General features: G+C 63.0%; 19 protein-coding genes. 3 read left to right on the top strand and 16 right to left on the bottom strand.

Annotation, left to right across the window (positions count from 1 at the left end; translation table 11 throughout):
• Positions 1 to 61: 61 nt before the first annotated feature.
• Positions 62 to 748: a DUF2238 domain-containing protein gene (locus EV687_RS16160; RefSeq protein WP_122229147.1), complete on the bottom strand. Its 687-nt coding sequence runs from the start codon at positions 746 to 748 to the stop codon at positions 62 to 64.
• Positions 749 to 1211: 463 nt separating this feature from the next.
• On the opposite strand from EV687_RS16160, the gene EV687_RS16155 reads away from it, so the two are divergent.
• Entirely contained in the window at positions 1212 to 3404 is a 2193-nt protein-coding gene (locus EV687_RS16155) for a carboxypeptidase-like regulatory domain-containing protein (protein WP_122229150.1), read from the top strand.
• Positions 3405 to 3684: 280 nt separating this feature from the next.
• Here the strand turns inward: EV687_RS16155 and EV687_RS16150 are convergent, their stop codons facing one another.
• From EV687_RS16150 to EV687_RS16130, 5 genes are all read right to left on the bottom strand, one after another.
• Entirely contained in the window at positions 3685 to 4131 is a 447-nt protein-coding gene (locus EV687_RS16150; protein ID WP_122229152.1) for a DpnI domain-containing protein, read from the bottom strand.
• 58 nt (positions 4132 to 4189) lie between these two features.
• A complete protein-coding gene (locus tag EV687_RS16145) occupies positions 4190 to 4639 on the bottom strand; it encodes a hypothetical protein (RefSeq protein WP_130466544.1) in 450 nt (149 codons plus the stop codon).
• 87 nt (positions 4640 to 4726) lie between these two features.
• Complete coding sequence (locus EV687_RS16140; protein WP_122229156.1) at positions 4727 to 5692, bottom strand: protein NO VEIN domain-containing protein; 966 nt, start codon at positions 5690 to 5692, stop codon at positions 4727 to 4729.
• A 78-nt stretch (positions 5693 to 5770) separates the two neighbouring features.
• Positions 5771 to 5998 carry a hypothetical protein gene (locus EV687_RS16135; protein ID WP_130466543.1) on the bottom strand — a complete coding sequence of 76 codons (228 nt, stop codon included), beginning with the start codon at positions 5996 to 5998 and terminating at the stop codon, positions 5771 to 5773.
• A 216-nt stretch (positions 5999 to 6214) separates the two neighbouring features.
• The gene (locus EV687_RS16130) at positions 6215 to 11707 is read right to left on the bottom strand and encodes a DNA repair ATPase (RefSeq protein WP_122229158.1); all 5493 of its coding nucleotides are present in this window, start codon (positions 11705 to 11707) and stop codon (positions 6215 to 6217) included.
• A 110-nt stretch (positions 11708 to 11817) separates the two neighbouring features.
• Here EV687_RS16130 and EV687_RS16125 point away from each other — a divergent pair, with 110 nt between their 5' ends.
• The gene (locus tag EV687_RS16125; protein WP_162846602.1) at positions 11818 to 13287 is read left to right on the top strand and encodes a GGDEF domain-containing protein; all 1470 of its coding nucleotides are present in this window, start codon (positions 11818 to 11820) and stop codon (positions 13285 to 13287) included.
• Positions 13288 to 13510: 223 nt separating this feature from the next.
• On the opposite strand, the gene EV687_RS16120 is transcribed toward EV687_RS16125, so the two are convergent.
• The 4 genes from EV687_RS16120 to bacA all read right to left on the bottom strand — a co-directional run bounded on the left by EV687_RS16120 (position 13511) and on the right by bacA (position 18049).
• On the bottom strand, positions 13511 to 15631 hold the full coding sequence (locus tag EV687_RS16120; protein ID WP_242612678.1) for a flotillin family protein: 2121 nt from the start codon (positions 15629 to 15631) through the stop codon (positions 13511 to 13513).
• A gap of 100 nt (positions 15632 to 15731) precedes the next feature.
• Complete coding sequence (locus EV687_RS16115; protein ID WP_122229841.1) at positions 15732 to 16370, bottom strand: ubiquinone biosynthesis protein UbiH; 639 nt, start codon at positions 16368 to 16370, stop codon at positions 15732 to 15734.
• 280 nt (positions 16371 to 16650) lie between these two features.
• A complete protein-coding gene (locus EV687_RS16110) occupies positions 16651 to 17370 on the bottom strand; it encodes a PspA/IM30 family protein (protein WP_122229162.1) in 720 nt (239 codons plus the stop codon).
• Positions 17371 to 17428: 58 nt separating this feature from the next.
• Complete coding sequence (gene bacA, locus EV687_RS16105; protein ID WP_122229164.1) at positions 17429 to 18049, bottom strand: biofilm formation regulator BacA; 621 nt, start codon at positions 18047 to 18049, stop codon at positions 17429 to 17431.
• A gap of 237 nt (positions 18050 to 18286) precedes the next feature.
• On the opposite strand from bacA, the gene EV687_RS16100 reads away from it, so the two are divergent.
• Positions 18287 to 18721: a MarR family winged helix-turn-helix transcriptional regulator gene (locus tag EV687_RS16100; RefSeq protein WP_207226482.1), complete on the top strand. Its 435-nt coding sequence runs from the start codon at positions 18287 to 18289 to the stop codon at positions 18719 to 18721.
• Between the two features lie 46 nt (positions 18722 to 18767).
• Here EV687_RS16100 and EV687_RS16095 read toward each other — a convergent pair whose 3' ends face one another.
• The 6 genes from EV687_RS16095 to EV687_RS16070 are packed head-to-tail and all read right to left on the bottom strand — an operon-like array spanning position 18768 to position 24075.
• Positions 18768 to 19376, bottom strand: a complete 609-nt coding sequence (locus EV687_RS16095) for a flavin reductase family protein (protein ID WP_122229168.1) — start codon at positions 19374 to 19376, stop codon at positions 18768 to 18770.
• 44 nt (positions 19377 to 19420) lie between these two features.
• Complete coding sequence (locus tag EV687_RS16090; RefSeq protein WP_122229170.1) at positions 19421 to 20041, bottom strand: isochorismatase family protein; 621 nt, start codon at positions 20039 to 20041, stop codon at positions 19421 to 19423.
• A gap of 54 nt (positions 20042 to 20095) precedes the next feature.
• A complete protein-coding gene (locus EV687_RS16085) occupies positions 20096 to 21127 on the bottom strand; it encodes a 2,5-dihydroxypyridine 5,6-dioxygenase NicX family protein (RefSeq protein WP_122229172.1) in 1032 nt (343 codons plus the stop codon).
• 30 nt (positions 21128 to 21157) lie between these two features.
• Entirely contained in the window at positions 21158 to 21940 is a 783-nt protein-coding gene (locus tag EV687_RS16080) for an alpha/beta fold hydrolase (protein WP_122229174.1), read from the bottom strand.
• A 14-nt stretch (positions 21941 to 21954) separates the two neighbouring features.
• Positions 21955 to 22707 carry a maleate cis-trans isomerase family protein gene (locus EV687_RS16075; RefSeq protein WP_479723372.1) on the bottom strand — a complete coding sequence of 251 codons (753 nt, stop codon included), beginning with the start codon at positions 22705 to 22707 and terminating at the stop codon, positions 21955 to 21957.
• A 51-nt stretch (positions 22708 to 22758) separates the two neighbouring features.
• A complete protein-coding gene (locus tag EV687_RS16070) occupies positions 22759 to 24075 on the bottom strand; it encodes an MFS transporter (protein ID WP_122229176.1) in 1317 nt (438 codons plus the stop codon).
• Between the last annotated feature and the right edge of the window lie 127 nt (positions 24076 to 24202).

Here is a 24202-nt window from a genome sequence, read left to right as displayed (position 1 = left end):
CCGGTCTCTGCAGGGTTGCGGCGGCGCGGCAGGCACGCGCCAGCGCAGGCGCCCCGGCCCGCTAGCTCCGCCGGCGCCACGCATGCCAGCCCGCGCACAGGCACATGGCCAGCACCGCGCCCAGGGCAGCCAGCGCCATGTCCTTGTGGGCATCCCACACATCCCCTTGCGTGCCCAGATAGGCCATGCCCAGATCACCGCCGAACCACTCGGCCGCGCCCCATTCGAACAGCTCGAACAGCGCCGAGGTGCTCAAGGTGATGTCCATCGGCAGGAAGTAGCTCCAGAAACCGCGCACCTCGACGATCTTCAGGAAAAACTCGCGCATCGGCACGGCCAGCAACAAGCCATAGCTGAAGTGCACCAGCCGGTCGAACTGGTTGCGCTCCCAGCCAAACCAGGCGTTGAGCGAATGGCCCGTAAGCGCCTGCGACCAGCGCTCGTATGGAACCTCCGCATAGGTGTAATGGGCGCCGATGGCGTGCAACGACAAAAAGGCCAGCACCAGCAACAGGGCGCCATCGGAAAGCCTGAACCAGTGCCGGATGCTCCACAGCGTGAGCCCAAAGACCAGCACCAGCAGGTTTTCCAGCAGCCAGTCCTGCCGGTACGACGGCGCAATAGCCAGCGCCACCCACAGCAGCAGGTAGGCCCCCAGCGCCAGTTGCCTTGTCCTTGAGGGCGCCGGGGCTGACCTTGATGGCTTTGACGGCTCTGGCCTTGCCGATAAGGTGTTCACTTCGTGCATCTATCTAGTCACTCCGAGGTTCAGTCTCCGCATTTGTAGCGCAGAACCGGGCAATTTCTTGACGATATGTGCGGATTGGTCTGGATGGCGTGACTGCCCCTTCTCCCACTTTCAGCAATATGACAGCCAAGGATTACTCTCTCCGGATTGGAACAGGGCCCGCACACAGACCATCTGGCTGTCGCAATACACCCGGTTGAAGTGAAGCGTGATTCGTCTGCGGAATAAAAGGTGGAGAGGCGCATCAAACCAAAGGCGGACCAAGACTGGATTTACCTTCCGTCGCACCAATATTGCTCGATGCGATCAGGCAATAAGCCAAGAAATTACCAGTTTTCAGGGATATCCATGGCGTGGCGCCAAATCTAAAATAAGTGCGGTGCTTTTTACGGCAACTAGCTAACCGGCATGGATATTCATCTCATCTGCGTTCGGTCGGCCCTTTCACGGAACCTGTACACTCATGACAAAAAAACACTTTGGCGTTTATCCGCTACTGGATTCGCTGTTGCATCGCACCAGTACTGTAACCAACGCTTCCCCGACTGCCACCCCGGACCCTGGCAAGCGCAGCTTCCTGACGTATGGCGCTGCCGGCGCACTCACGCTGGTACTGCCGGCCTGTGGCGGTGACGACAAGGATTCCATCCCCGAACGCGAGGATGATACCCCCGCCGATGCCGAGGACTATGACGGCGTCACCGAAGAAAGCGAACCCGTCGGCGATGCCATCGACCTGAACATCGATCCGGATGCTGCTGCCGAAGGCAGCATCAACGGCACGGTTCTACTTGGCTCCCAGCCGATTGCCGGAACTACTGTATCGGTCTACAGCCAATCAGGCACATTGATTGCCCAAGGCATCAGTGACGCGCAAGGCGCATACTCGTTGCCAGGCACGCCTCTGGCCTGCATGCGCATAGTCGCCAGCTATGCAGGCGGCAAGCTGTCAGCCTTCGACCGCACCGCACCAGGTTCAGTGGCAGGCTCCACGACTGTCAGTGTGCTCACCACCTTGGTGGATCGACTGCGTATCAAGCAAGGCTGGACGGTGTCGCAGGCTGAAGACCGGATTCAGGACACGCTCTCCATCCCTCGCATGCATGCCACAAATATTCAACTGGCGTGGAGAGATCACTTCGAATTCACGGTGTTTTCCAGCAGACAACAGGCCTCGGGCCAGAGCTTTGATGACTACCTGGACAGCGTGGTGAACGTCGCCGCATCAACCAGCTTTCTCGATCAGCGCTTCGATTTTTCACCGCCGGAGGGCGCACTGCAAAGCGCAGATTCCACTTCCGTCATTGACGTGGTGAAAAATATCTTCGGCTACGCTGGCACCGTCACCAGCATCATCGACAAGCTGCTGAGCGACGAAACGAAATCGGAATTGCTCGGTGGCTGGTTCGTCAAACTGGGCATCCTGCACGTTGATACCGTCGGAATCAAGCTCGATCAGATCTACGACAAATTGCTCGTTCTGGACCAACACCTGACTGAAATCCAGAACCGCATAGAGGAACTGGAGTTGAATAATATCTGGACGGAATTGACACCGGCATTCAGAGCCTTGACCAATTACACCACCGAAATGGAGCACCTGAAGCGCTACTCTGAAATTGGCGACCAGGAATCCTTCGACAAACAACTGGAGCTGATGACAGAAAACGGCACGCTAGCCGACGCGAACAAGTACTACTCTGACATGTATATCATCGGCGTTGGCCCGCGTCAGGGCAATTCTCGAGTGCTACTGCGCGAACTGGCTGCCTACTACCGCAAGACCCGCGCCTTCTGGAGCGTGGAAACCGAAGTCGAGTACATCAGTGCACTGGGTCAGCTCAAGGCGTGGAATTTGATGCTCGGCGTGATGAGCATCGTGTATCTTTCGCGCAAGAACAGCACCTTGACCAACATGACGGATCGTCTGAAGGACATTGTCGCACGCGACAAGGTTTTCGACCGCCTGATGCCGAGTTCATTGTTGCCAACGACACTCAAGTCGGATTCTCTGTCCTCCACCGTCTTGTCCGATGAAGCACTGTCTGAGCGCCAATACATCTTCATTGCGCACCGTCAAAACAATGTGGCCTGGTATGCATCACCCCAGCTCGATGCACTCTACGGCACCTGGAAAGCTCCTGACAACTTCAAAGACGCCTACTCGGCCAAGTTGCCGCGGGAAATACTGGCCATGGGAGAGTGGGCAGTTCCAAAGGCCAAGGAAATCAAAACCAACTTCTTCACCCCAATAGCAGCCCTACCAAAGAGCATGCGTGATTTTCGCAATTACGTGCTCAGCGAAGGAGCTCCGAGCCAAGGCTTTTACGACCGAGGCCAGTCCACGCGACAGCAGAAAAAGAATTTCAACATCTGGTTAGAAGATACGAATGAGGGCTACGAAACACTGGATAGTTCCAGCCGCATTCCGATTTGGTACGCTTTCTGGACGCGCAGCTATGCCCGTTTGGGCAAGCTGGATTTTTCGAATCACACCTATCCGTTCTATTGCAGCGGCAATAACAATTCCTGCACTTTCGAAGACGCCAAGCCGAACGACTCGACAAACTACGTGTACCCTATCTGCCGCGCATTGAAGGATGTAGAAGACTATTTGCCGTGGCTAGTATTCGACAAGGTACTCAAGGAAATCTGAGCCTGCCCTCAGAGTGATATGAAGTCCGCCGGGAAGAAAAAAGCCGAATGATAGCTTTGGGTGCTGGGCTGTTGAAGCCGTAACTAGTGGCAGTGCACTGAGCCCGCCTTGCGATCCATATGACAGTATTTTCTGGGGGGGTCTTTGCGACAGCCACCTGCCACCTCCGTGCGCCATGACAACACTGGAAGAAAAGGCTTTTCTGTGTTTTATCTAATATCTAACGACTGATTTGGGCCGCGCCGCGAAGCGGCGCCGGCTTGAACGAATTGTTAGGGCGCTACAGTAGACGAACAAACGCCCCCGCTGGTACTGCCCCAAGAACATACATGAAGCCTTGCCAGCCGGCACGCTTGGCTGAGGCGGATAGTGGCTTGCGAGCGGAAAACAGCGCAGGACTTTGGAAGTCTACCGGCAAGTAGTAGATGGCTTGGTCGGTTGGGGCTTTCAGAACCAGAAAGAGCGGGAAGTAGATGCCAGAATCCATCCGCTCCTTCTGCGGTCCCCATGCGGCACCAAGAACTTGCTTGGGCAAAGGGGAGACAGCAGGAACTGTCATAGCCTTGACTTGAGCCAAGAACCCACAGAAGTCACAGATAAGGTCAGCGCATTTGAAATTTTGCGGCAAAAGCTTCAGCGTCTTTGGCCGCTTGCACTTTGGGCAAGCGCATTTCGCTGCAACCAGCTTCTCGCCCCATGTGCCCAACAGTTGCTTTGCTGTCGCCATAGCGCCCTAACGCCTGAATTAAGCCGTGCCGCAAAGCGGCGTCGGCTTGAATGAATTGTTAGGTGTTCCCCAGCTCAGCAACTGCGATCACCCGTGGAATGAGCTTCTCAAGGCGAGATATGGATTGCGCCTTAAACTGATTGATTGGTTCCCATTTCGACTCTTGGCTTCTCCCGGACTCGGCGTCATCAATACGCTTGTAAAGTGCGAAGGAAGACTTGTAGATATCATATATTTCGTCAGCAATCTCGGCAGGGAAGTAGAGTCTAGCGGGCATTGCGACTTTTACGTAGAAGTCTTGAATCTCTTCGTCTGTTGGATGGAGGTCGTAGTCCCCGAACAAATGCCTGTAAAGAACGAGCCCCTCATAGATATGCTTCCGTGGCTCGTGAAGATTGACTCTATTGCTCCAGGCCGCTTGATCAACTGCCCGCTTCGCATAGAACGCAGAGGCGACCGATGCCACCAAAGCCAGAATCGAGATAGCAACAGCTGCCGTTGAATCCATGGAAACACCTAACGTAGAGCTAACCGGCGCTGCGCGGCTTTATCGCGCAGCGTCCAGCGACCGGAGGGAGCGAGGTTGAGCGCCATGTTAGATGCATGTTATGGACGCGCTCTGTTTGACTTTGATCTCAAGAGCACGACCATCGTTGTCTTCGACTACCCATGCCGTTTGCTCGTTGCTGTAACGACAGATCGAAAGCCGTGGGGACTTCAATGCATCGGTTACAACAGCCAAGCGGTAATCATTCGCCTGCTGTGCAAATGCGTTGTACTCGTTTGGGGTTAGCTCAATCGAAAATGCCGTCCCGGAAAGACCTTTGACCTCGATGCGGAGTGAAGACCTCCCGGATTTCGCAACAAGATCCCAGCCGACATTATCTTTTTCGACGCTCACGACATCGTAGCCAAGCTTCTCGAAATGCGTGCAGCATGCGTGGACAGCGGCTTTCTCTACTCTGGCTTTTCTTTCTTGATCTTGTGCCCTGTCGTGCTTTGGCCTACGCGCGTGCGGAGACTGGCCGCTTTCGATCAATTCGCGCACTTTTTCGACAAGCTCCGCACTCTCTGGGCTGTCCGCATACCAAACATTGCTTTGCCCCATCCCGCCTTTCACTTGGCGCGGTATTTCAAATACACGGGCATCTACGGGAAGGAGGGTCGCACTGCCTGCGGGTGCCGTAATTCGGTAGCCATCAATCCCGTTTTGAGATTGGGCGCGGGGGGGATTCTTGAATTTCTTGTAGTCCCGAAACACCGTCGCATCTTTGTACCAGCCGACAATTGTCGTGCCCCCGCCTGGGCGAGTGGCCGTCCAAACAACCGTTGTCCCCGTTATCGAATCATCCCCGCTGGTTGCGCCAAGGCGGTCAAGGTTAATCTGTGCCCCAGGTGCTTGCACGTAACCATACAGCGTGTCCTTATCTGGACTGAAGTTGCAGACCTCGTGTCCCCTTCCTTCCTTTTTGACGTAAGCGCCGCCGCCGCTGATTTGGTCGTCAGTTCGGATGCCTTGGTATCGCTCCATCCAGCCGACGTTACAGAACAAAATTGGCATAGAGTCTCCTGTATCTAACGCCTGAATTAAGCCGCGCCGCGAAGCGGCGTCGGCTTGAATGAATTGTTAGACAGTAGATCAGCCAATCTTTGTGGTTGTTACCAGCGTGATCTTTTGAAGGTCGGGAGATGTATCCGGCTCATAAGTCAAAACCGCAGATCTAACAGATATCTCTCCGGCCTCAATCTGGTCGGCCCATGTTCGAAGCATCTTGGCCGTGTGTGCACTGAAGTTGATGTTCAGTACATCGATAGGCTTTCCAAAACCTTGAAGCCTCTTTGCAAATTCGTCACGAAAATCGCTCATAAATTTCTCCTGTCTAACTACATTTAGACCACCCATCAATCAGTGGTCCAGTTGGCCTAAATTCCTGCTTACCTCTATATCAGGTGATTTAGGCCGCCTAAAAAAAGGTGGATGGAACACGACCGCTCAGAGCCACCTCAACCTCAACGCCTCAAATGTATCAACATATGACTAATCCTGACAGATACAGCGCGTTGGACCGTGGCCCGAAGACCATCATTCGTCCTCCCTGTTCATCCGCTCAAACGCCTTGTCCACCACCTCGGTGTGGCGCAGGCGTTCGCCGCTCTGGGCTTGTGCCGTGCGGCTGAGGATGTCCAACTGCTCCTGAATCGCGGTGGCGATCTGCAGCAGCACGCGGTGCAGGCCGAGCTGCTGGCGGCGGTTGTTGGCGAGGTGGTCCTGCACCGGCTGGAGGGCGCTGGCAACGAGGTTGCCGAGTTCGCGCGCGGCCAGCAGGCGGGAGGCCTGGTCGGCCTGCGCTGCCTGGGCATCCGTGTCTTCCGGGGCCTTGGGCGCGGTGTGGCGCAGGGCTTCGCCTACCGTGTGGCCCAGCGCCTGACTGCTCTGCTCCTGCACGGCGGCCAGTTGCTGCAGGCTGGCCAGGAGGTCGGCCCAAGGTGCTGCTGGCTGCTGGCTTGCCTCGGCCTCGAGTGCGGCGGCCTGGCGGGTGGCTTCGACGAGGTCGATGAGCTGGGCGACGATCTTGCCGCCGGTGTCCGTATCCGCGCCACCAATGGCTTGTGCGCGCTGGAAGTTGCGTTTGATCTCCTGCCAGCGTTGCTGCTGTTCTTCACCCATGTGGCCGCGCAGTTCGGCGAGTTTGAGCAGATTTTCTTCCGCGCCGGTGGTGAGCAGTTGCGATTCACCCGCGTAGTGGTCATCCAGCAGCTGCTGCATTTCCGCTTCGTTCATGACGCTGGTGATCTTCTCCGCCAGCTTGTTCATGTTGCGGTAGCTGCCCTGCAGCTTGAAGGGGGGCTCGGTGCGGTAGGCATCGGCCTGGCCGGCGCTGGCGATGTATTGCTGGTTGACGCGGTAGACCACCTCGCGCACTTTGAGCATGCGTTCGAGCACGGCCTCGATCTCGCGCAGCTCGGCGGCGCTGTAGTCGTGGCTGAGTTCGTTCGACGAGAATTCGCGCCCCTGCACTTTGCCGACCAACAGGTACAAGTCCTTGAGGTCGCGCGTCGCCAGCGGCGCCAGCACGGGGTTGCTGGTGAGGCTGTTCTCGATGTAGCTGAGCTTGAAGGTCTCTTCCATGCCGCCGAGCACGTCACCGAGGTTGTAGACGTCGGCGCGGTTGGCCAGCATGTCGGGGATCTTGAAGACCTCGCCCGATTCGGTGTACGGGTTGCCGGCCATGACGACGCAGAACTTCTTGCCGCGCATGTCGTAGGTGCGGGTGCGGCCGCGCCACACGCCCTCGATGCGGCGCGTGCCATCCGAGAGCGAGATGAACTTCTGCAGGAACTCGGGGTGGGTGTGCTGGATGTCGTCCACATACAGCATGATGTTGTTGCCCATCTCCAACGCAAGGTTGAGCTTTTCCAGCTCCTGGCGAGCGGTGGCGTCGGGTGCCTGCGCGGGGTCGAGGCTGCGCACTTCGTGACCGAGGGCGGGGCCGTTGATCTTCATGAAGATGAGGCCGAGCCGGTTGGCCACGTATTCCATCAGCGTGGTCTTGCCATAGCCGGGCGGCGAGATCATCATCAGGAGACCCATCAGGTCGGTGCGCTTGTTCTCGCCGACGGTGCCCATCTGCTTGGCGAGGTTGTCGCCGATGACGCCCAGATACACGTCATTGATGAGCTTGTTGCGCACGAAGCTGGCGAGCGGCCGGGGCTTGAATTCGTCCAGCCGCATGGCATCGCGCTGCCGGGCCAGGATGTCATGACGCAGTTGCTGGTAACGGTGCAGGCCGGGCACGAAATGACTGGTGTGCCAGTGGGCACGGCGCGAGAAGTCGTCCACCCCCAGCTCCAGCGTGCCTTCATGGATGCGCGGGTGTTGGCCCAGCAAGCCCTGGATGCGGCTGCGCAAGTTCACCTGCAGCACCTGGTGTGGCAGTTCGGCATGCAGCAGCGCCAGCGCCGCCGCTTCGGTGGCGTAGGCGGCGTTGGCCACCTGCTGCGGCTGCCGCGCCAGGGCGCGCAGCCAGTCCAGCGCCAGCGCGAAGCGCGCGGCCAACGGCTGGCTGGCATCGTGCAGGGCCTGTTCAAGCCCGGCCCAGTGTCCTCCATGGCCACCCTCCTGCACCCGCTCCCGCAAGGCCTGCAGGAGCGCGGCGGCATGGTTGGAGAAGTGCAGGCGCGGGCTGGGCTGCGCCAGTTCCTCGGCCAGGTACTCAGCGCCCTGCTCGGCCAGGGCCGCCAGCGGTGCCTGGGCGTCGCCGGTGAAGTGCGTCAGCTGGTTGCCCTGGGCAAAATGCACCAGCGCCTGCGCGATCTCGCGCACCAGCGCGTCGTGCGCATCGCCGCTGGCAAGCAGGCGTCGCAGCGTGGCGGCGCTTTGCGCGCGGGCGGGCCAGTGGCGGGCCTGCGCGGCGATCTTGAAGACGTTGTCGCTGCCGGCTTCCAGCTCGTTCCACAGCAGCACGGCCAGTGCGCGCGCCTGGGCGTCGTGGGTCAGCACGCCGGCCTGCTCCTGCAGCGGCAACAGGGCCTGCAGGATCAGCGCGGCATCGTGGTCGTGGATGCCGCGCTCATAGCCTTCGCGGTAGCGCGGCGCGGCAAACTCGCGCACGGCGCGCACCAGTTCGTCGGGCTTGGGCAGCAGTGCCACCAGTTGGTCGCGGCTGAATGTTTTGGCGCCATCGCCCTGCGCCGCGCTGGTCTCGCCTGCCACGCGCTGGCCGCGCGCGGCTTCCAGCATCTGCAGTGCCAGGTATTCGGCGCGGTAGAGCTGGGGTGATTCGGATTCCAGCGAGACATCCCAATACTCGCGCAGCTCGGCCAGCTCGGGCAGTTGCAGCGGCTCCATGTAGTCGGTGCCGACCAGGTGCAAATTCAGCGCATCGCCGCGCGGCATCAGCGTCAAGTCCAGCGCCTGGGTGTTGACCGAAAAACGGTGGCGGCCGAGGCGGATGACGCTGCCGCCGCCTTCGAAGAGGTCGCTGCGGTCGCGCAGCGCGCGCACGGCCTGGTCGCGGATGCCGCCCAGGCGCGCCTGCAGGTCGTCGGCCTTGACGTTGTCGTGCAGCGCACGCAGGCGCTCGCCGAGTTCACGCAGCTTGAGGATCAGTGCATCGCCGGCGAAGAAGGCATTGAGCGCGTCCTGGCTGTCCATGCGCTCGGTACGGCGCGGCAGGCCTTCGAGAATGCGCAGCGCCGCATCGAAGACGGCCTGCGCCTTGCGCTGGCGTTCGTCGAGCAGCGCCTGCTTGTGCGATTCAAAAGTCTCCAGCAACTCCTCGCGCTTGCCGATGATGTCGCCGAGGAACTGCTCATGCTCGCCGAACTGGCTCTCCAGCTCCTCGAGCTGCACCAGGAGGCGCGCGAGCTGTTCATCGCATTTTTCGGGGTCGGTGGCCAGTGCCAGCGCGCTGGCGATACTCTGGCCGAACAGCGCGAACTGCGCGCCAAACTGCGCCACCTGCTCGGCCGCGCCCATGCCGCGGCGCTTTTGTTCGGCCCGCGCGCGGCTCTGGTTGAGCGCCGCGTAGATCTCCGAGATGCCATGGGTAATGCGGGTGCGCTGCGTCGGGTCGTCGACCTGCAGCACGGCCATCAGCTCCGAGAGCGTGTCCAGCTCGGCCGACATGGCCTGCATGCCCGCCAGCGGCTCGCCCACCTGCGGGGTGGTCTCGGCCTTCTGCACCTGCTCATCAAGCGCCTTGAGCCCTTCCACATAAGGCTTGAGGGCTTCGTCATCGGCGAGGAAGGCGGCGGTGCGCGCGGCCACGTCGGCGTGGGCGGCCTCCAGCTCGGCCTGCATGGCATCGACCGCGCCGCCATCGACGTAGCGCAACTCGCCGATGCTCATCAGCCGGCCGCGCTGCTGGCTGATCTGGCCAAGCGCCTGCACGTAATCGCGCGCCTGGCGCCAGTCGCCGCGGCGGATCTCGGCAAGCAGGCTGCGCTGGCGCGTGGCCGCTTCGTTCATCTGGCGGCTGGTGTCGGCGCGGATGCTCTCGACCTTCTCATATTCGTCGAGCACCGCCTCGCCGCTGGCGACGATCTCGTGCAACAACCGGGGCAGGCGCTGAAAGTGCCCACCCTGCTCCATCCAGTGGTAGCGCTCGAACAGCCGGCGCGTGCTGTCGATCAGGCGTTCGTAGCGGCGGCTGGAGACTTCCTCGGCGTCGATCTCGCGCACCAGGCTGTAGAGCTCGGAGATGCCGCGCACCAGCTCGGCGTTGCCGATGCGCCCGAGCGGCGTGTCCTTGACGGGCTGGCTGGCGGCGAACTCCTCGGTGGCAAAGGGCGTGCGCCAGATCTGCATCGGGTGGATGCGCGTGGGCTCGTTCGATTCGCTGCTGAAGATGACCATGCGGCCATCGTCGAGCCGTGCATAGCCGTGGCCCATGATGGGCGGCTGCAGCTGCCGCTCGATCAGGTTGTAGGTGAAGAGCGCGATGCGGCCGCTGCCCGGCTCGTAGAAGATGTAGAGCACGTCCTCGCCATTGGGCGAGCGCAGCGCGCGGCGGTAGCGCATGCCCTCCATGCTCTGCCCGAAGGCGTGCTGCTCGCCGTTTTGCAGCACGTAACCGCCGGGGAAGATGATGCCGTGGTCCTCGGGCAGCTGGATGCAGGCCAGACCGATCGCATCGTTGCGCACCACCTTCTGCGTCAGCGTGTTGTAGACCAGATACCTCCAGCGTTCCTCGCGGTAGGGCAGGATCTTGAGCAGGATCAGGCTGCCGACCTTGGCGTATTCGATCTGCGCGTCGTCGAGCGACTGCGTGGCGTCCTGCACCGCCTCACGCCAGATGCCCAGGCCATCGTTGGTGTTGTTCTCGATCTTGACGGTGAGGTCGCCGCCGACGGTGTCGATGAACACCGTGTCGAGCACATTGATGTGCGGGTGCCGCCCCTGCACCACGTCCTCGCGGCCGGTGCGCGTCCACTCGAAATCGAATGGCGCGGGCAGGCTCACATCGCGCTCGCCGCGGTTGTCGATGTAGCGAATGTTCTGGCCGTCGGCCGAGACCGACCAGCGGAACACCCGGATGTCCGAGAGGCGCTCGCCGATCTGGAAGCTCGCCAGCAGCTTGCCCTCCTTGAACATCAGCTGCAGCAGGCGCGCACCCTTGTAATAGGTGTAAAGCTCGGTGAAGTCCTGCACGAAGCTCTGCTGGCCCAGAAAGCTCTGCGCCATGTCCACCGGCACCACGTCGTAGCCTTGCTCGCCCTCCTCCAGCCGATAGAGCGCGAACACGTCCTCCACGCGGGTCTGCTGCTTGAGGCCGATGAACACGTTGTAGCCGAACAGCAGCCAGCCGCCCACCTGCACGATGTCGCGGCCCACGCAATTGTTCTCGGTGCGCACGCGCAGGCGCCCGAGCAACTCCATGTGGCTGCTGCCGAACTCCTCGAGGCGCCGGGCATTGAGCTCAGCGGCAATCGAACGCAGCGCCCCGCCCTGCTCGGCCAGACGCTTTTGCAGGACTTCATAGGCACCACCGCTGGCGACCGCCTGGTCAACGGCCAGGTCGACGGCTGCCTGCGCGCCCTGCTGGGCCTCGGATTCTGTGGGTCTGGCAGTCATGATGCGTCTCGTTCCTCATGTGTAAAGCACGGCCGGCGTGGCCGCGCGGCGCGGCCACCGCAGTGGCACGCTGCCATATACTGGCGAAATTTTTCCGATTCCTCGTCGCAATGACCTCTCTCCCCTCTCCCCACGAAGCCCCCACGCCGGAAGGCGCCTGGAGCGAGTGGCTGCGACAGGCCAGCAGCGACAGTGGCGAACTGTTGGCGCAAATTGCCAAGGCGCCGCTGCACGCCTATTCGGACCACTTCTACGCCGCGCTGTTCGAGGATGCCCGCGCCGCGCGCTTCCTCTCGAGCGAACAGGTCAAGAACCACCTCAAGCCCTCGCTGCAGCGCTGGCTGGCGGACCTGCTGCTGGCCCAGCCGGACGACACCGCGCGGCTGGCCGCCGTCAACCGCCACGTCGGCATCGCCCATGCGCGCATCGGCATCCCGGTCGATCTGGTCACGCGCGGTTTTCGCGAACTGCGGCTGCGGCTGCAACAGCACATTGCCGAACTGGCGGGCGCAAACGCGGCGCTGCAGGCTGCGGCCACGGCACGCTGCAACATCTCGATGGACATTGCGCTCGAAGTGATGACGCAGGCCTACACCAAGGCCAACGAGCAGTCCTCCCACACCGACACCGCCTACCGCCTGTTCTCGCTGATGCAGAACATGGGCACCGAGCGCGAACGCCAGCGCGCGCTGCTGCTCGACTGGGAGAACAACCTGCTCTATGCCATGACCAGCGATGGCATCGGCAGCGCCATCCACACCCAGCCGCTGGCGGCATCGGAATTCTGCCTCTGGCTGCTGCACAAGGGCATTCCCAGCCTGGGCGAAAGCCCGGAGAGCTCGCGCATCCTCTCGCTCATCGGCGAGATCGACGCGCTGCTCAAGGACCCGGCGCAAAGCGCCCCGGGCGCCTCGCGCCTGGGCACGCTGCGCGCCATCCGCGAGCGGCTCGACTCGATCCGCAGCCTGCTGACCACGCTGTTCGAGCGCGTCGGCGAGCTCGACGCCGGCTCCGACGCACTGACCAACCTGCTCAACCGGCGCTTCCTGCCCACCGTGCTGCGCCGCGAGATCGAGCTGGCCGCGCGCAGCACCAGCGGCTTTGCCATCGCCCTGCTCGACCTCGATCACTTCAAGGACATCAACGACCGCCATGGTCACGAAACCGGCGACCGTGCGCTGCAGTTCGTCGCCGAGACGCTGACGCGCCACACGCGTGGCAGCGACTACGTGTTCCGCCTCGGCGGCGAGGAATTCATCGTGGTGCTCGGCTCGGTCAGCGCCGCGCAGGCGCGCACCATCGCCGAGGCTCTGCGCCAGCATATCAGCGCCACGCCGCTGCCGGCCGGCGCCAACCAGGCCATCACCATCACCGTCAGCATCGGGGTGGCCGCCTACGACGGCCACCCCGACTACATGCGCATGATCTCGCGCGCCGATGCCGCCATGTATGCCGCCAAGTCCGCCGGCCGCAACCGCGTGGTGATGGCCGCCACCGAGAGTGTCAGCCGCCGCCAGCACCAGCTCGACGAGCTGGTCAATGAGGGCGTGGTCGAGCCGGGCCAGCCCTTGCGGCCCTGACGGCCTGCTGAAGCCTCCCGTACAGTGCGACTGCCGCCGCAGCATGGTGCTGCCGGGCAGCAGCGCCGCCACGTCAGCCCCGCGCGATTCATGAAGGGCACGGGAGCAGATACATGCTCCAGCCTTCTTGCCACCGCCACCCGATTCAACGGCGTGGCGGCTTATCGCATGCCATGCGCTCACAGCAGCCGTACCCTGCTACTCAATGACGCCGTTGGTCCGGTCACTGCCCGTCCACGCGGGACGCATCGGCACCGCCCAGCGCCTTGAACACGTCGCCGGCCTTGTTGCCGCCGACGAACTTCTGCAGCAGTTCCTCGATGATCGGGCTCTTGCCCGCCGCGCCCTCGAGGAACTTGCCGACCGACAGGCCCTTGGCGAACTTGTCGAAGAAGGCGCCCTCGCCACCGACGATGTCGATGTTGGCCTTGGACAGCGCCGACGAAAGTACCTCGGCCTGCTCGCGGGCGATGTGCTTGCTGGCGTCGATGCCGGCGAGCGCCTGCTCGAAGTTCTTCTCGAGCTGCAGGCGGAATTCCTCGTGCGCGCGGGCCGTGTCGTTGAGGTTGCCCAGCGTGGCGAATTTCTCGGCCAGGCCCTGCGCCTCGGCCAGCAGTTTCTGGCGCAGCACCGCGGCCTCGGCCTGACCGACTTCGGTGGTGACCCTGGCCTGCGTGGCGCCGACCTGTTCTTCGCCGCGCGCCTTGGCCAGCAACTGCTCCTCGAGCACCTTGGCCTCGGCCAAGCCCTGCTCCTGCGTGCCCTTGGCAATCGCGATCAGCTTCTCGGCTTCGACCTTGGCTTCGGCCAGACCCTGTTTCTCGATGGCATCGGCCTTGGCGTCGATCACGCGGGCTTCGGCCAGGCCTTGCTCTTCCAGGCCCTTGGCCTCGGCAATCAGTTTCTCGGCAGTGATCCTGGCCTGGGCCAGGCCTTCCTTTTCCAATGCGGCGGCGCTGACTTCGCGCACTCGCGCATCGGCCAGGCCAGGCGCGGCGCGCTCGGCCTGGATGCCCTCGGCCAGACGCTTCTTGGCCTCGGCGGTCTGCGTCGCCGCTTCCAGTTCGGCCTGCGCCACCACGGTGATCTCCACCGCCTTGTGGCGTGACGCCGCCTCGTCGGCCTCGGCCTTCTTGACCTGCTTGACCAGGGACTCCTCGGCCTCGGCCTGGGCGGCCAGCACGGTCACCTGCTTGAGGCGGTCAGCCTCGGAGACCTGCCGCACTTCCTTGATGCGCTCCTCTTCCTGCGCGACGGTCTTCTCGACGGCGACGCGCTCGCGGATCACGTTGGCGATGTTGGCCTTCTCGACCTCGAGGGCCTTTTCCTTCTCGATGCGCTGCAGTTCCACCTCGCGCTGGCGGGAGACGATCTCCAGATCCTTGGCACGGGTGACCTTCTCGACCTCGATGACGACGGCGCGCTGGCGGTTCTGCTGCGCCACTTCCACTTCGCGTAGGCGGTTTTCCTCGCGGATCTCGACCTGCTCCTGCGTGGCGATGCGGGCCTGCTCGGCCTTGAGGCGCTCTTCCTCCTGAACCTTGCGGGTCTCGGCCTCCTCGCGCGCCTGGATGGTGGCGATCTCGCGCTTCTGGCGCGCCTCGGCGTCGGACTGCTGGCGTGCCAGCGCCAGCAGCGCCTCCCTGGTCTCGACGTTCTTCTTGGTGATCGCCATTTCCTCGTTGCGCTCGAGCTCGTTGGTCACCACGTTCTGCGCGGCCGTCAGCTCGGTGATCTTGCGGATGCCCTCGGCGTCGAGGATGTTGTTCGGGTCCAGCGAGGTCTTGGGCGTCTGCTCCAGATAGTCGATGGCCACGTCCTCGAGCGCATAGCCATTGAGATCCTCGCCGATGACCTGGATGATGCTGTCGCGGAAATCCTGGCGGTTCTCGAACAGCTTGACGAAGTCGATCTGCTTGCCGACGGTCTTGAGCGCCTCGGAGAACTTGGCATTGAACAGCTCGTTGACGGCAATCTTGTCGGAAGCGCGATCCACACCGATGGACTTGGCGACCTTGAGCACGTCCTCGGGCGTTTCGTTGACGCGCAGGTAGAAAGCCACGGTGATGTCGGCGCGCATGTTGTCGCGGCAGATCAGGCCCTCCTTGCCGCGCCGGTCGATCTCCAGCGTGATCAGGGAGATCTTCATGAACTCCTTCTTGTGGATCACCGGCCAGACCAGCCCGCCGGTGAAGCGCACCTTGGGCTGCGACGACAAATCATTGATGATCAGCGCCGTGCCCTGCGGCACCTTGATGTAGAAGGCCTTGAGCGCGGCGAGAAAGCCCACCACCACGATGACGATGGCAGCCACCACCACGCCCAGCAATATGTACCACTCCATGTCTTCTCTCCTGTCCTAGCTCGATCCGTCAAACAACAAATGAAAAAACCGAAATCGCAACACCCCGGGCCCGCGCCACAGCGCCAGACAGCACCAGCCGTCACAGGCCGGTGAATTCTTCTTCGCTGACCACGCGCCAGGCCTGGCGGTCGTCGAGCTTCTCGATCAGCACCACGCGCGTGCCGCGCGGCAGCTCGCCCTTGATGGTGCGCACCTGCAGCACCAGCCCGGCACCGCCGTCCTCCACCGAAGCGTAGCCTTGCTGCGGTGTCGCGCTGGCACTGCGCACCACGCCCACGCGGCCGAGCACTACCTTGCTTTCTTCGGGTGGCACCCTGGCCAGCAGCGCGCGCACCGGGCGCAGCACCACGATGGTGGCCAACAGCCCGGCCAGCAGTGCCAGCGCGAACACCGCCGCACCCATCACGAACTGCAGCAGCACCAGCCCCGTCTGCGGCACCAGCAACCGCACCATGGCAAAGCTGGCCACCCAGCCGAACAGCACGATCAGCGAGACGATGATGGTCAGCGGCACCCGCCCCAGCCCCACCTTGTTGAGCAGCGCCGCCAGGCCACCGGCGTCCAGGCCGTCACCGCCATCGCCGAGCAACGCGTGGTCGAGCGCATCCAGCTCCAGCAGGCCGCTGGCGGCCACCAGCCAGTACAACAGCACCAAGGCCAGCAGCGCGGTGAAGATGACCGTGGGAAACCCCAGTACGACTTGCAGAAACACTCCCATACCGATCTCCATCATGCGTGTGATGCGTGCAATGTGCGCAACGCACCTGTCCCGCCAGGCAGGCAAGGCGCGCCCGTCCGGCCTTGGCGCCAGCGGCCATTCTAGAGGGCGCAGCGGACCGCCAGCGCGCACATCGAGAGGAAACAGGAATCAATCACTATATTCCAGCACCCATCTCACCCAATGCCCGGATGACCCGGCCCGAAGGCTCGCGGCGGTCATCCACCGCAAGCCCGTCCAACGACTGCACAGGCTCGCCCGGCCAGTTCGCGCAGCCCGCTCATTCGGCCGGCTTGTCGGTGTTCGCCGCGGCGCCGCGCTGCGCCTTGAGGCGCTGCAGCACCGCCGATGCACTGTGCGCATCCGGTGTGATGCCGGCCTTGCGCAGCTTCGCATCGAGCGCATCATCCGTGCCCTCGCTGGCCAGCTCCGCCGCCGCCTGCAGCCGCGCGCCGCGTTCGGCCTGCTTCTGCTTGATGCGCTCGAGTGAATCGAGCGCAGTCTGCACGCGCGACTCGGAGCCGCTGTAGCGTTCGGCCACGGTGGCCTGGGCGCGCTGCACGTTCTCGGTGGCTTTGACGGTATCGGCCTGCTGCTTGAGGCGCTTGATGTGCGCCTCCGCCTGGGCGATGGCGTGGCGCAGCTGCGTGGCGCTGGCGGTGAACTGGTCGGCCTGGCCCTTCTCCTCGTCGCGCGCAGCCTCGAGCAAGGCGACCTTGCCGGCCACTTCCATGGCCAGGGCATCATCACCGCTGTCGAGCGCCTTGACGGTGTAGGCTTCGTACTCGTTGATTCTGGCCACGGTCTGCTCGTAGCGGCCGCGTGCGAGCTTTTCCTTGGCGATGATCTCGGCGAGCGCCTCCTTGCTCTTGCGCAGATCGGCATCGGCGTCGCGGATTTCCTGGTCGAGGATGCGCAGCGCCTGTCCATCCACCAGGACTTCGCCGGCCTCGTGGGCGCCGCCGCGCAGCGCGGTGATGAGTTTGCTCCATACGGTCATGCTGTTCTCCTATGCGATGAATGCGGGGGATTTGTCGTTGCCATGCCAGTCCCTGGCCTCATACCGCGCCCTGGCGCAGCGCCGGCTCGAAGGCCTCGGTGATCTTGATCACGTTGTCGGCCAGGGTCTCGATCTCGTAGATCACATTGGCCAGGCTGGAAGAAGCGCTGAGTGCGCCGAACACGATGTAGGCGGCCTCGCCGTTGGCGAAGCTCTCGATGCCGATGGTCGAGAGCGGGAACAGCTTCTGCGTGCGCAGCACCTGCTCATTGAAGGCGTCGCGGTCACGGATCTGCCCGACCGGCCAGAGGTACGCCTCGACGACGATCTGGCCGCCGGCCACCGCCAGAAAGAGCGGCAGCTCGCCATAGTCGTCCATCGTGATCAGCAGGCTGGCCTCGGCGCCATCGAGTAGCTCCAGCGTGACGGTCTCGCTCTGCCCGAGCGGACTGCTCCCGAGTGCCTCGTGCAACGTGTCAATGGTCCAGGGTGTCGTCGTGCTCATGATGCCCTCCTTGATGAATGGTTGCGCGCCACGCGGCTGACGCATCAGCTTTTCCACCGCGAGCAGGTCTGCCGTGTACTCCGGCAACACCCACAATTCCTTCTTGATCAAGCCCTTCTCCCGCAATCGCTGGCGATGCAGACGCTGGTAGTGGGCTGAAGACTTGCGTTCCATGGCTGCATTCTATGTGACATTACATGTAAGCATCAATGGATCGAATGATGTTTTTCATTTTTACATGTGATTTTTACAGTGTGATGTCACATGCATCACACACGGAGCCCCCGCACCCATGAAAAACGCAGCCTCGGCTGCGTTTTCTGGATGGGTTGATTGGGTAAACTGGGTCGGAATGAACGCACACGCATGCTACCCGGCCGCCTGCCGCACCCACACCCCAGGATGATCACCATGGAAGAATCCCTGTCCTCTCCCGGTTACCGGCTGGACGATCAGGTCGGCTATCTGCTCAGAAAGGCCTACCAGAACCACATCGCCATCTGCAACGCGCATGACCCGTGCAAGCTGACGCCCATGCAGTTCTCGACGCTGTATCGCCTGGCGACCGAGCCGGGCCCCATCTCCCAGAATGCGCTGGGCCGGCTGGTGGCCATGGATGCCGCGACAACCAAGGGCGTCGTTACCCGGCTGAAAGAGCGCGGCCTGATCGAAAGCCGGCAAGACCATAAAGACCGGCGCCGCTACATTCTGTCGACGACGCCGGAGGGCCGCCGCATCCTGGCGAAGGCGCAGCCGATCATGCAACACATCAGCCGCGACACACTGGCCCCATTGAATGAGAAGGAACAGAAAACACTGCTGGCGCTGCTGCGCAAGCTCTCGTAAGCAAAGTGGCGGCCCACCCGCCTGCCTCAAACGTGAAACGCGCTGCTCACGCCTTGGGCCGCTTCATGGTGAACACCTGGTCGATCGACGCGAAATCCTGGTAGCCCAGCCGGGTCAGCGGCCGGTACCGGCAGACGTCGAAACGGCCTTCCGGCGTCAGGCACTCGTCGCGCAGATGCACCACCTCCACGCGCGCGAGCATCAGGAAGTTCGACGGCCCTTCCAGCTCGATCACGTTCAGCAGGCGGCACTCCAGGGACGCCGGGGCATGGAGCAGGCGCGAACATTCGATGGCATGGCAGGGAGCCGTGGCCAAACCCAGCAGCGCCGCTTCATCGGTGGCTTGCGGATACGGCGCGGACGACTGGTTGAGCGCCTCCCGGTCTTCGTAGCCGGCGATGTTGACGCAGAAAACGCCGGATTCGCGCGCCAGCGACAAGGTGTCCTTGCCCTGCTCACGGTCAGGCTTGCGGCCTACCGAGGCCACCACGATCTGCGGCGGATCGTAGGCGACGGCATTGAAGAACGAGTAAGGCGCCAGGTTCTCCCGGCCATCGCGGCCGCGCGTGCTGATCCAGGCGATGGGACGCGGCGAGACGATGGCAGAGAAAGGGTCCCTCTCAAAAGGAAGGGGCTCATCGGTGCGGTAGTGCATGGGAGACTTTCAGGCAGCGCAATCCTCGGCGGCGGCAAGCGCCGTCACAGGGTTTGCAACCATTCTAGGATCTCGCCGGAGTCAGTGACATCGGCATACTTCTGCTGCATGTCATAGAGGTTGGCTTCATGCGGAGCCTGGGCGCGGTCGGCGCAGCAGTCTTTGGGCACCAGCACGTTGAAACCCGATTGCACGGCATCGACCACCGTGGCGCGCACACAGCCCGACGTGGTGGCACCGGCGACGATCAAGGTGTCGGTGCCGGCGGCGGTGAGCAGCGCCGCCAATGTCGATCCGAAGAACGAGGAGGCGCCCTTCTTGGTCACCACCACGTCGCCGGGCTGGATGCCGGTGGCCGCATCGATCTCGACCAGGCGGCTGCCTTCCAGCAAGGCGGCCATGCCGCCGGCCTTCCGGAGCCAGGCCAGCCGCTGGATCTCGCCAGGGTGGTAGGCAATGGTCGAGAAGATGACCGGAAAGCCTTTGCTGCGCAGCTGGTCGCAGATCCGCTTGGTGGCAGCCATTTGCGCGGCGGCGTCCGATGCAGTCGGGTACTGCAGGTCCGTGAAGCCGTAGGAGAAATCGACGACGATGATCGCCGGGCGCTGACCGCGGGGCACGGGCTGGCCGAAGCCTGCGGCGGCATACACTTGTTCTTGAGACATGGAATCCTCTGATGTGACGGGTCAATCCGGAAGCGGTGGCAAAGACGCGCGGCGTCAGCGGCGTGCCATCTGGATATCCTTGACGACGATGTCCCCGTCGATCACGACGGGCGCATCATCGAGGAACAGAGAGCAGCCGCGCATCGGGATGTCCAGGTGGCAGGCGGTGTCGTTGGGGCCGCCCAGTTCGTTGTTCGGACCGGTGGAGAACATCACGTTGCCATAGAAGCTGCGCGGCTCCATGCCCATGCCGCCGGGGAACTCGCCCGGCACGAAGTTATGCCACTTGGCCTGCGGGTTCATGCCCCAGCCGACGTGGCTCATGCCACGGCCGCGCGGATCATTGAAACTCTCCATGTAGGCCTTGACGATCTGCGCTTCCAGGCCGCCGCGGATGTCGGTGATCCAGCCTTTCTCGATGGTGTAGGTGATGGGCTCGCGCACCATCAGGTTCTGCGGCAGCAGGATGTCGCCGGGCGACACGACGATCTGGCCATCGACACCATCATCATCCCCGCCGGTGAAGACAAAGCCCGAGGGCCAGTGGTCCCAGCGGCCGGGCGTGTCGGTGCAGGCGTATTCGGCCATGGTCGGGTAGGTGCCCAGGCGGTAAGTCACGTCGGTGCCGTGCGGCGAGGTGATGCGCATGACCTTGGCCTGCTCCAGCAGGGTGGCGGCGATCTCGACCTTCTCGCGCAGCTCGGGGTAAGGCAGCATGCGCGCCAGCAGTTCGGGCGGCTCCACGGCCGTGAGGATGCGGGTGCCGGCGGCCTGGATGGCAAACTGCTCTTTCGAGAACAGCAGGAAAATGCAGTCGATCAACATGTCGCAGTTTTTCAGCGCCTCGACCGCATCCGGCATGGCTGCCAGGCCGGTGACGCCGACCGACCAGCCGTCGGTGGGCAGTGGCGCGGGCAGCCGCATGTGGTACATCTGCGCGCCCAGGCGTTGGCCGGCGGCCATGAAGGCGTCGGCATAGTCCAACCGGCTGTTGCCCTGCGTGAGGACGATCAGGCGCTCGCCGGAGCGCACCCCCGACATCCTGAGTTGATGCAGGCAGATTTCGGAAAAGCTTGCGTGGTCCATGGTCGGAAACCTCCAATGCGTCAAGTGTGGTCAGACCGAAAAGTCCTGGACGGCGGCCAGGAAGCCTTCGAGGTCGTCCCAGGGAATCATGTGGCCGGCCTTCTCCACCCGGCGCACTTCGATGTGCGGAGCCAGCGCCCGCAATTCGGCAACGTCCTCGGGCAGCACCACTGTCGCCCCACCCGCCTGGACCAGCCGCATCGGCAGCTGGATGTGTGGCAGATCGGCATGGATGTCGTCGGTGGCAAAACCGTCGAAGGCGATGCGGATGGCACCCCATTGGCAGGTGTGTAGCCACTCGGCCCTGAGTTGGACCTGCTCGTCGGTCCAGGTCGAGCAGAACTTGCGCATCGCCTCGATGCCACAGCCCTTCTGCGCCACGCGGATGGAGTCGCCATACCAGGCCCAGTTGGCGGGATAGGGGCGCCGGCCCGGGCCGGACATCGGCGGATCGACCAGGATCAGGCCCGAGAGCGGTGCCGGGTTGCGACGCGCCGCCCGGATGGCGGTGCGCGCGCCCATCGAATGCCCGAGCACGATGGGGGTTTGCATCCGTTCGGCCAGCGCGATGACGTCATCGGCCATTGCGTCGAGCGTGTAGTCCAGGTCGCCCGCCTCGCTCAGGCCGCGTCCGCGCACGTCCAGCACGTGCACATCGAAATGCGCCGCCAGGCGCTCGGCGACGAAGCCCCAGGTGATGGCCGGGGATGTGATGCCCGGCACCAGCAGCAGCTGTGGCAACTGCGGCGCTTGCCCCGCGTAATGGATCAGATGCTGGCGGATGCCATTGGCATGGATGTGGTAGCCCTGCATGTGTTTCTCCCCTTTTAGTAGATGCCCGAGAGCAGCGCGCCGCCGCCAGGCACGGTAGTGGACAGGCCCAGCGCGCGCAGCATGGACCATGTCGTGGCGATGGCTGCGGTGACGACCGGCTTGCCGGTGGCGGCCTCGACGGCTTGCACGGCTGCCAGCGAGGGCATTTGCACGCAGGCCGAGAGCACGATGGCATCGGCGTCGGCATAGTCCATGGTCTGCACGATGCCCGGCAGGTTCATCGGATCGTGCGCGGCAACTGCCAGGTTGTCCTGGATCTCCAGCGCGCGGCTGTCGACCACCTCGAAACCTTCGTTGGCGATGTAGTCGAACACCATTTGCGCCAGCGGTTTCATGTAGGGTGCGACCACGGCGATCCTGCGTGCCTTCATGGCCTTGAGTGCGTCGATCAGGGCTCCAGCGGAATTGACCACGGCGGCGTCGCTGTCGTTGCCGCGCACCACCTGCGTCAGGCGCTCTTTGGAGGCGCAGTGGTAGCCCAGGCCCATCGACATGATGGCCACCAGGCAGGCGTAGCCCATGACGTCGACCTTGGCATCGGAGAGTTCGAGCGCGCAGCGGTCGCTGGCGGCGTCCATCTTGGAGAGCTCATCCTTGGTCACGTGCTTCATGCGCATGCGCGAGGAGTGGAAGGTGAAGCGCTCTTCGGGGGCGACCAGTTCGCGGGCTCGCAGCAGCGCCGGAATCTCGGTCTCCATCGTGATGTTCGAGCTTGGGACAATCTGGCCGATTCGGTATTTCTTCATTGCATATCCTGTCGTGATGAGATGAAAGAGGGGGATGCATCTGCCCGTGGTTCAGTCCAGGGCCCGGTTGCGGGACTCGACATCGACGTTCCAGATGGCTGCCGCCGCCATCACCAGGATGGCCGACAACATGGCCAGCGAGAGCGTGAAATGGCTGGCCATCACCGGCGCAATCAGGGAAGGCGCCAGCAGCCCGCCCAGCCTGGCGATGGCACCGGCCATCCCCATGCCGCTGGCACGAAGCCCGGTGGGATAAACCTCGGGGGTGAACGCGTACAGCGCCCCCCACGTGCCCAGCAAGGCGAAACTGAGCAGCATGGTCGAGCCGATCACTACCACCGGCGAGGTGCCCAGGCTGTAAAGCATGCAACCCACCGCACTGAGCAGCAGGAAGCCGATCAGGGTCGGGCGCCGGCCCCACTTCTCCACGCCATAGGCCGAGAGTGCAAAGCCGGGCAACTGCACGAGAGCCAGCACGATCAGGAAGACCTGGCCGCGCATGAAGCCAAAGCCCTCCCCCGCCATCTTGATGGGCAGGTACACGAACACGCCGTAGTAGGCCATCGAGATCAGCATCCAGGCGAGGAACAGGCTCAGCGAGCGACGCCGCACTTCGGGCCCGAACAACGCGAAGAGCGAGGTTCTCTCCATCTGGTCGGGCTGCAGCGCGGCAATGGTGTTCGGCGAGCGGTTGACCTTGGCCACGCGCTGCAGCACGGCACGCGCCTTCGCCGGTTTGCCCGTCTTGTTCAGGTACATGGGCGATTCCGGGATGTAGAAACGCAGCACGACGCCGATCAGCGCGGGCAGGCCGGTGGCGAAGAAGATGATGCGCCAGGCCTCGTCGCCATGCGAGACCGCCAGCAGGGCCAGCACCGCCAGCAGGATGGTGCCGATGGCCCAGAACGATTCCAGCAGCACCAGCCAGCGCCCGCGCCGCGCCGCCGGCAGGAACTCGGCCATCATGGTGTAGTCCACCGGCAGCGTGCCGCCCACGCCCACGCCGGTGAGGAAACGCAGGAGCAGCAGCCACTGGAAATCCGGCGCAAAGGCCGAGGCGACGCCACAGATCGCATCGATGACGATCGCCATGAACAGCACCGGCCGCCGGCCGATGCGATCGGCCAACCGACCGAATACGAATGCGCCGATCATCATGCCGACGAAGAACAGCGTGCCGGTCTGCAGTGCCGTCGGCAGGGAAACTCCGAAAGTCGCCGCAATCGACGGAGCGCTGAAACCGATGGAGAGGACCTGCATCGCGTCTGCCAGCCAGACGATGCCGAAGATGACGAAGAGCCGATACTGGAACCGGCCCACGCCTGCGGCCTGGATACCCTGTTCGACGGTGATGTTGGGAGAAGTCATTGGCTGTCTCATGCCTAGGGTGGAATTGTTATGGGTGGCATGCCGCCAACTGCGGCGCGCCAGGGAGTCTGCGTGGATCCGCGCTTGTGAGAGAAAAAAGAAAATGGGGTGCGCCAGCCCGGATGAA

The organism is Corticibacter populi, assembly GCF_004217315.1.
GTDB lineage: Bacteria > Pseudomonadota > Gammaproteobacteria > Burkholderiales > Burkholderiaceae_C > Lampropedia > Lampropedia populi.
The sequence above is the reverse complement of the archived record's forward strand: the minus strand, read 5'-3'. Positions and strand labels throughout refer to the sequence as shown.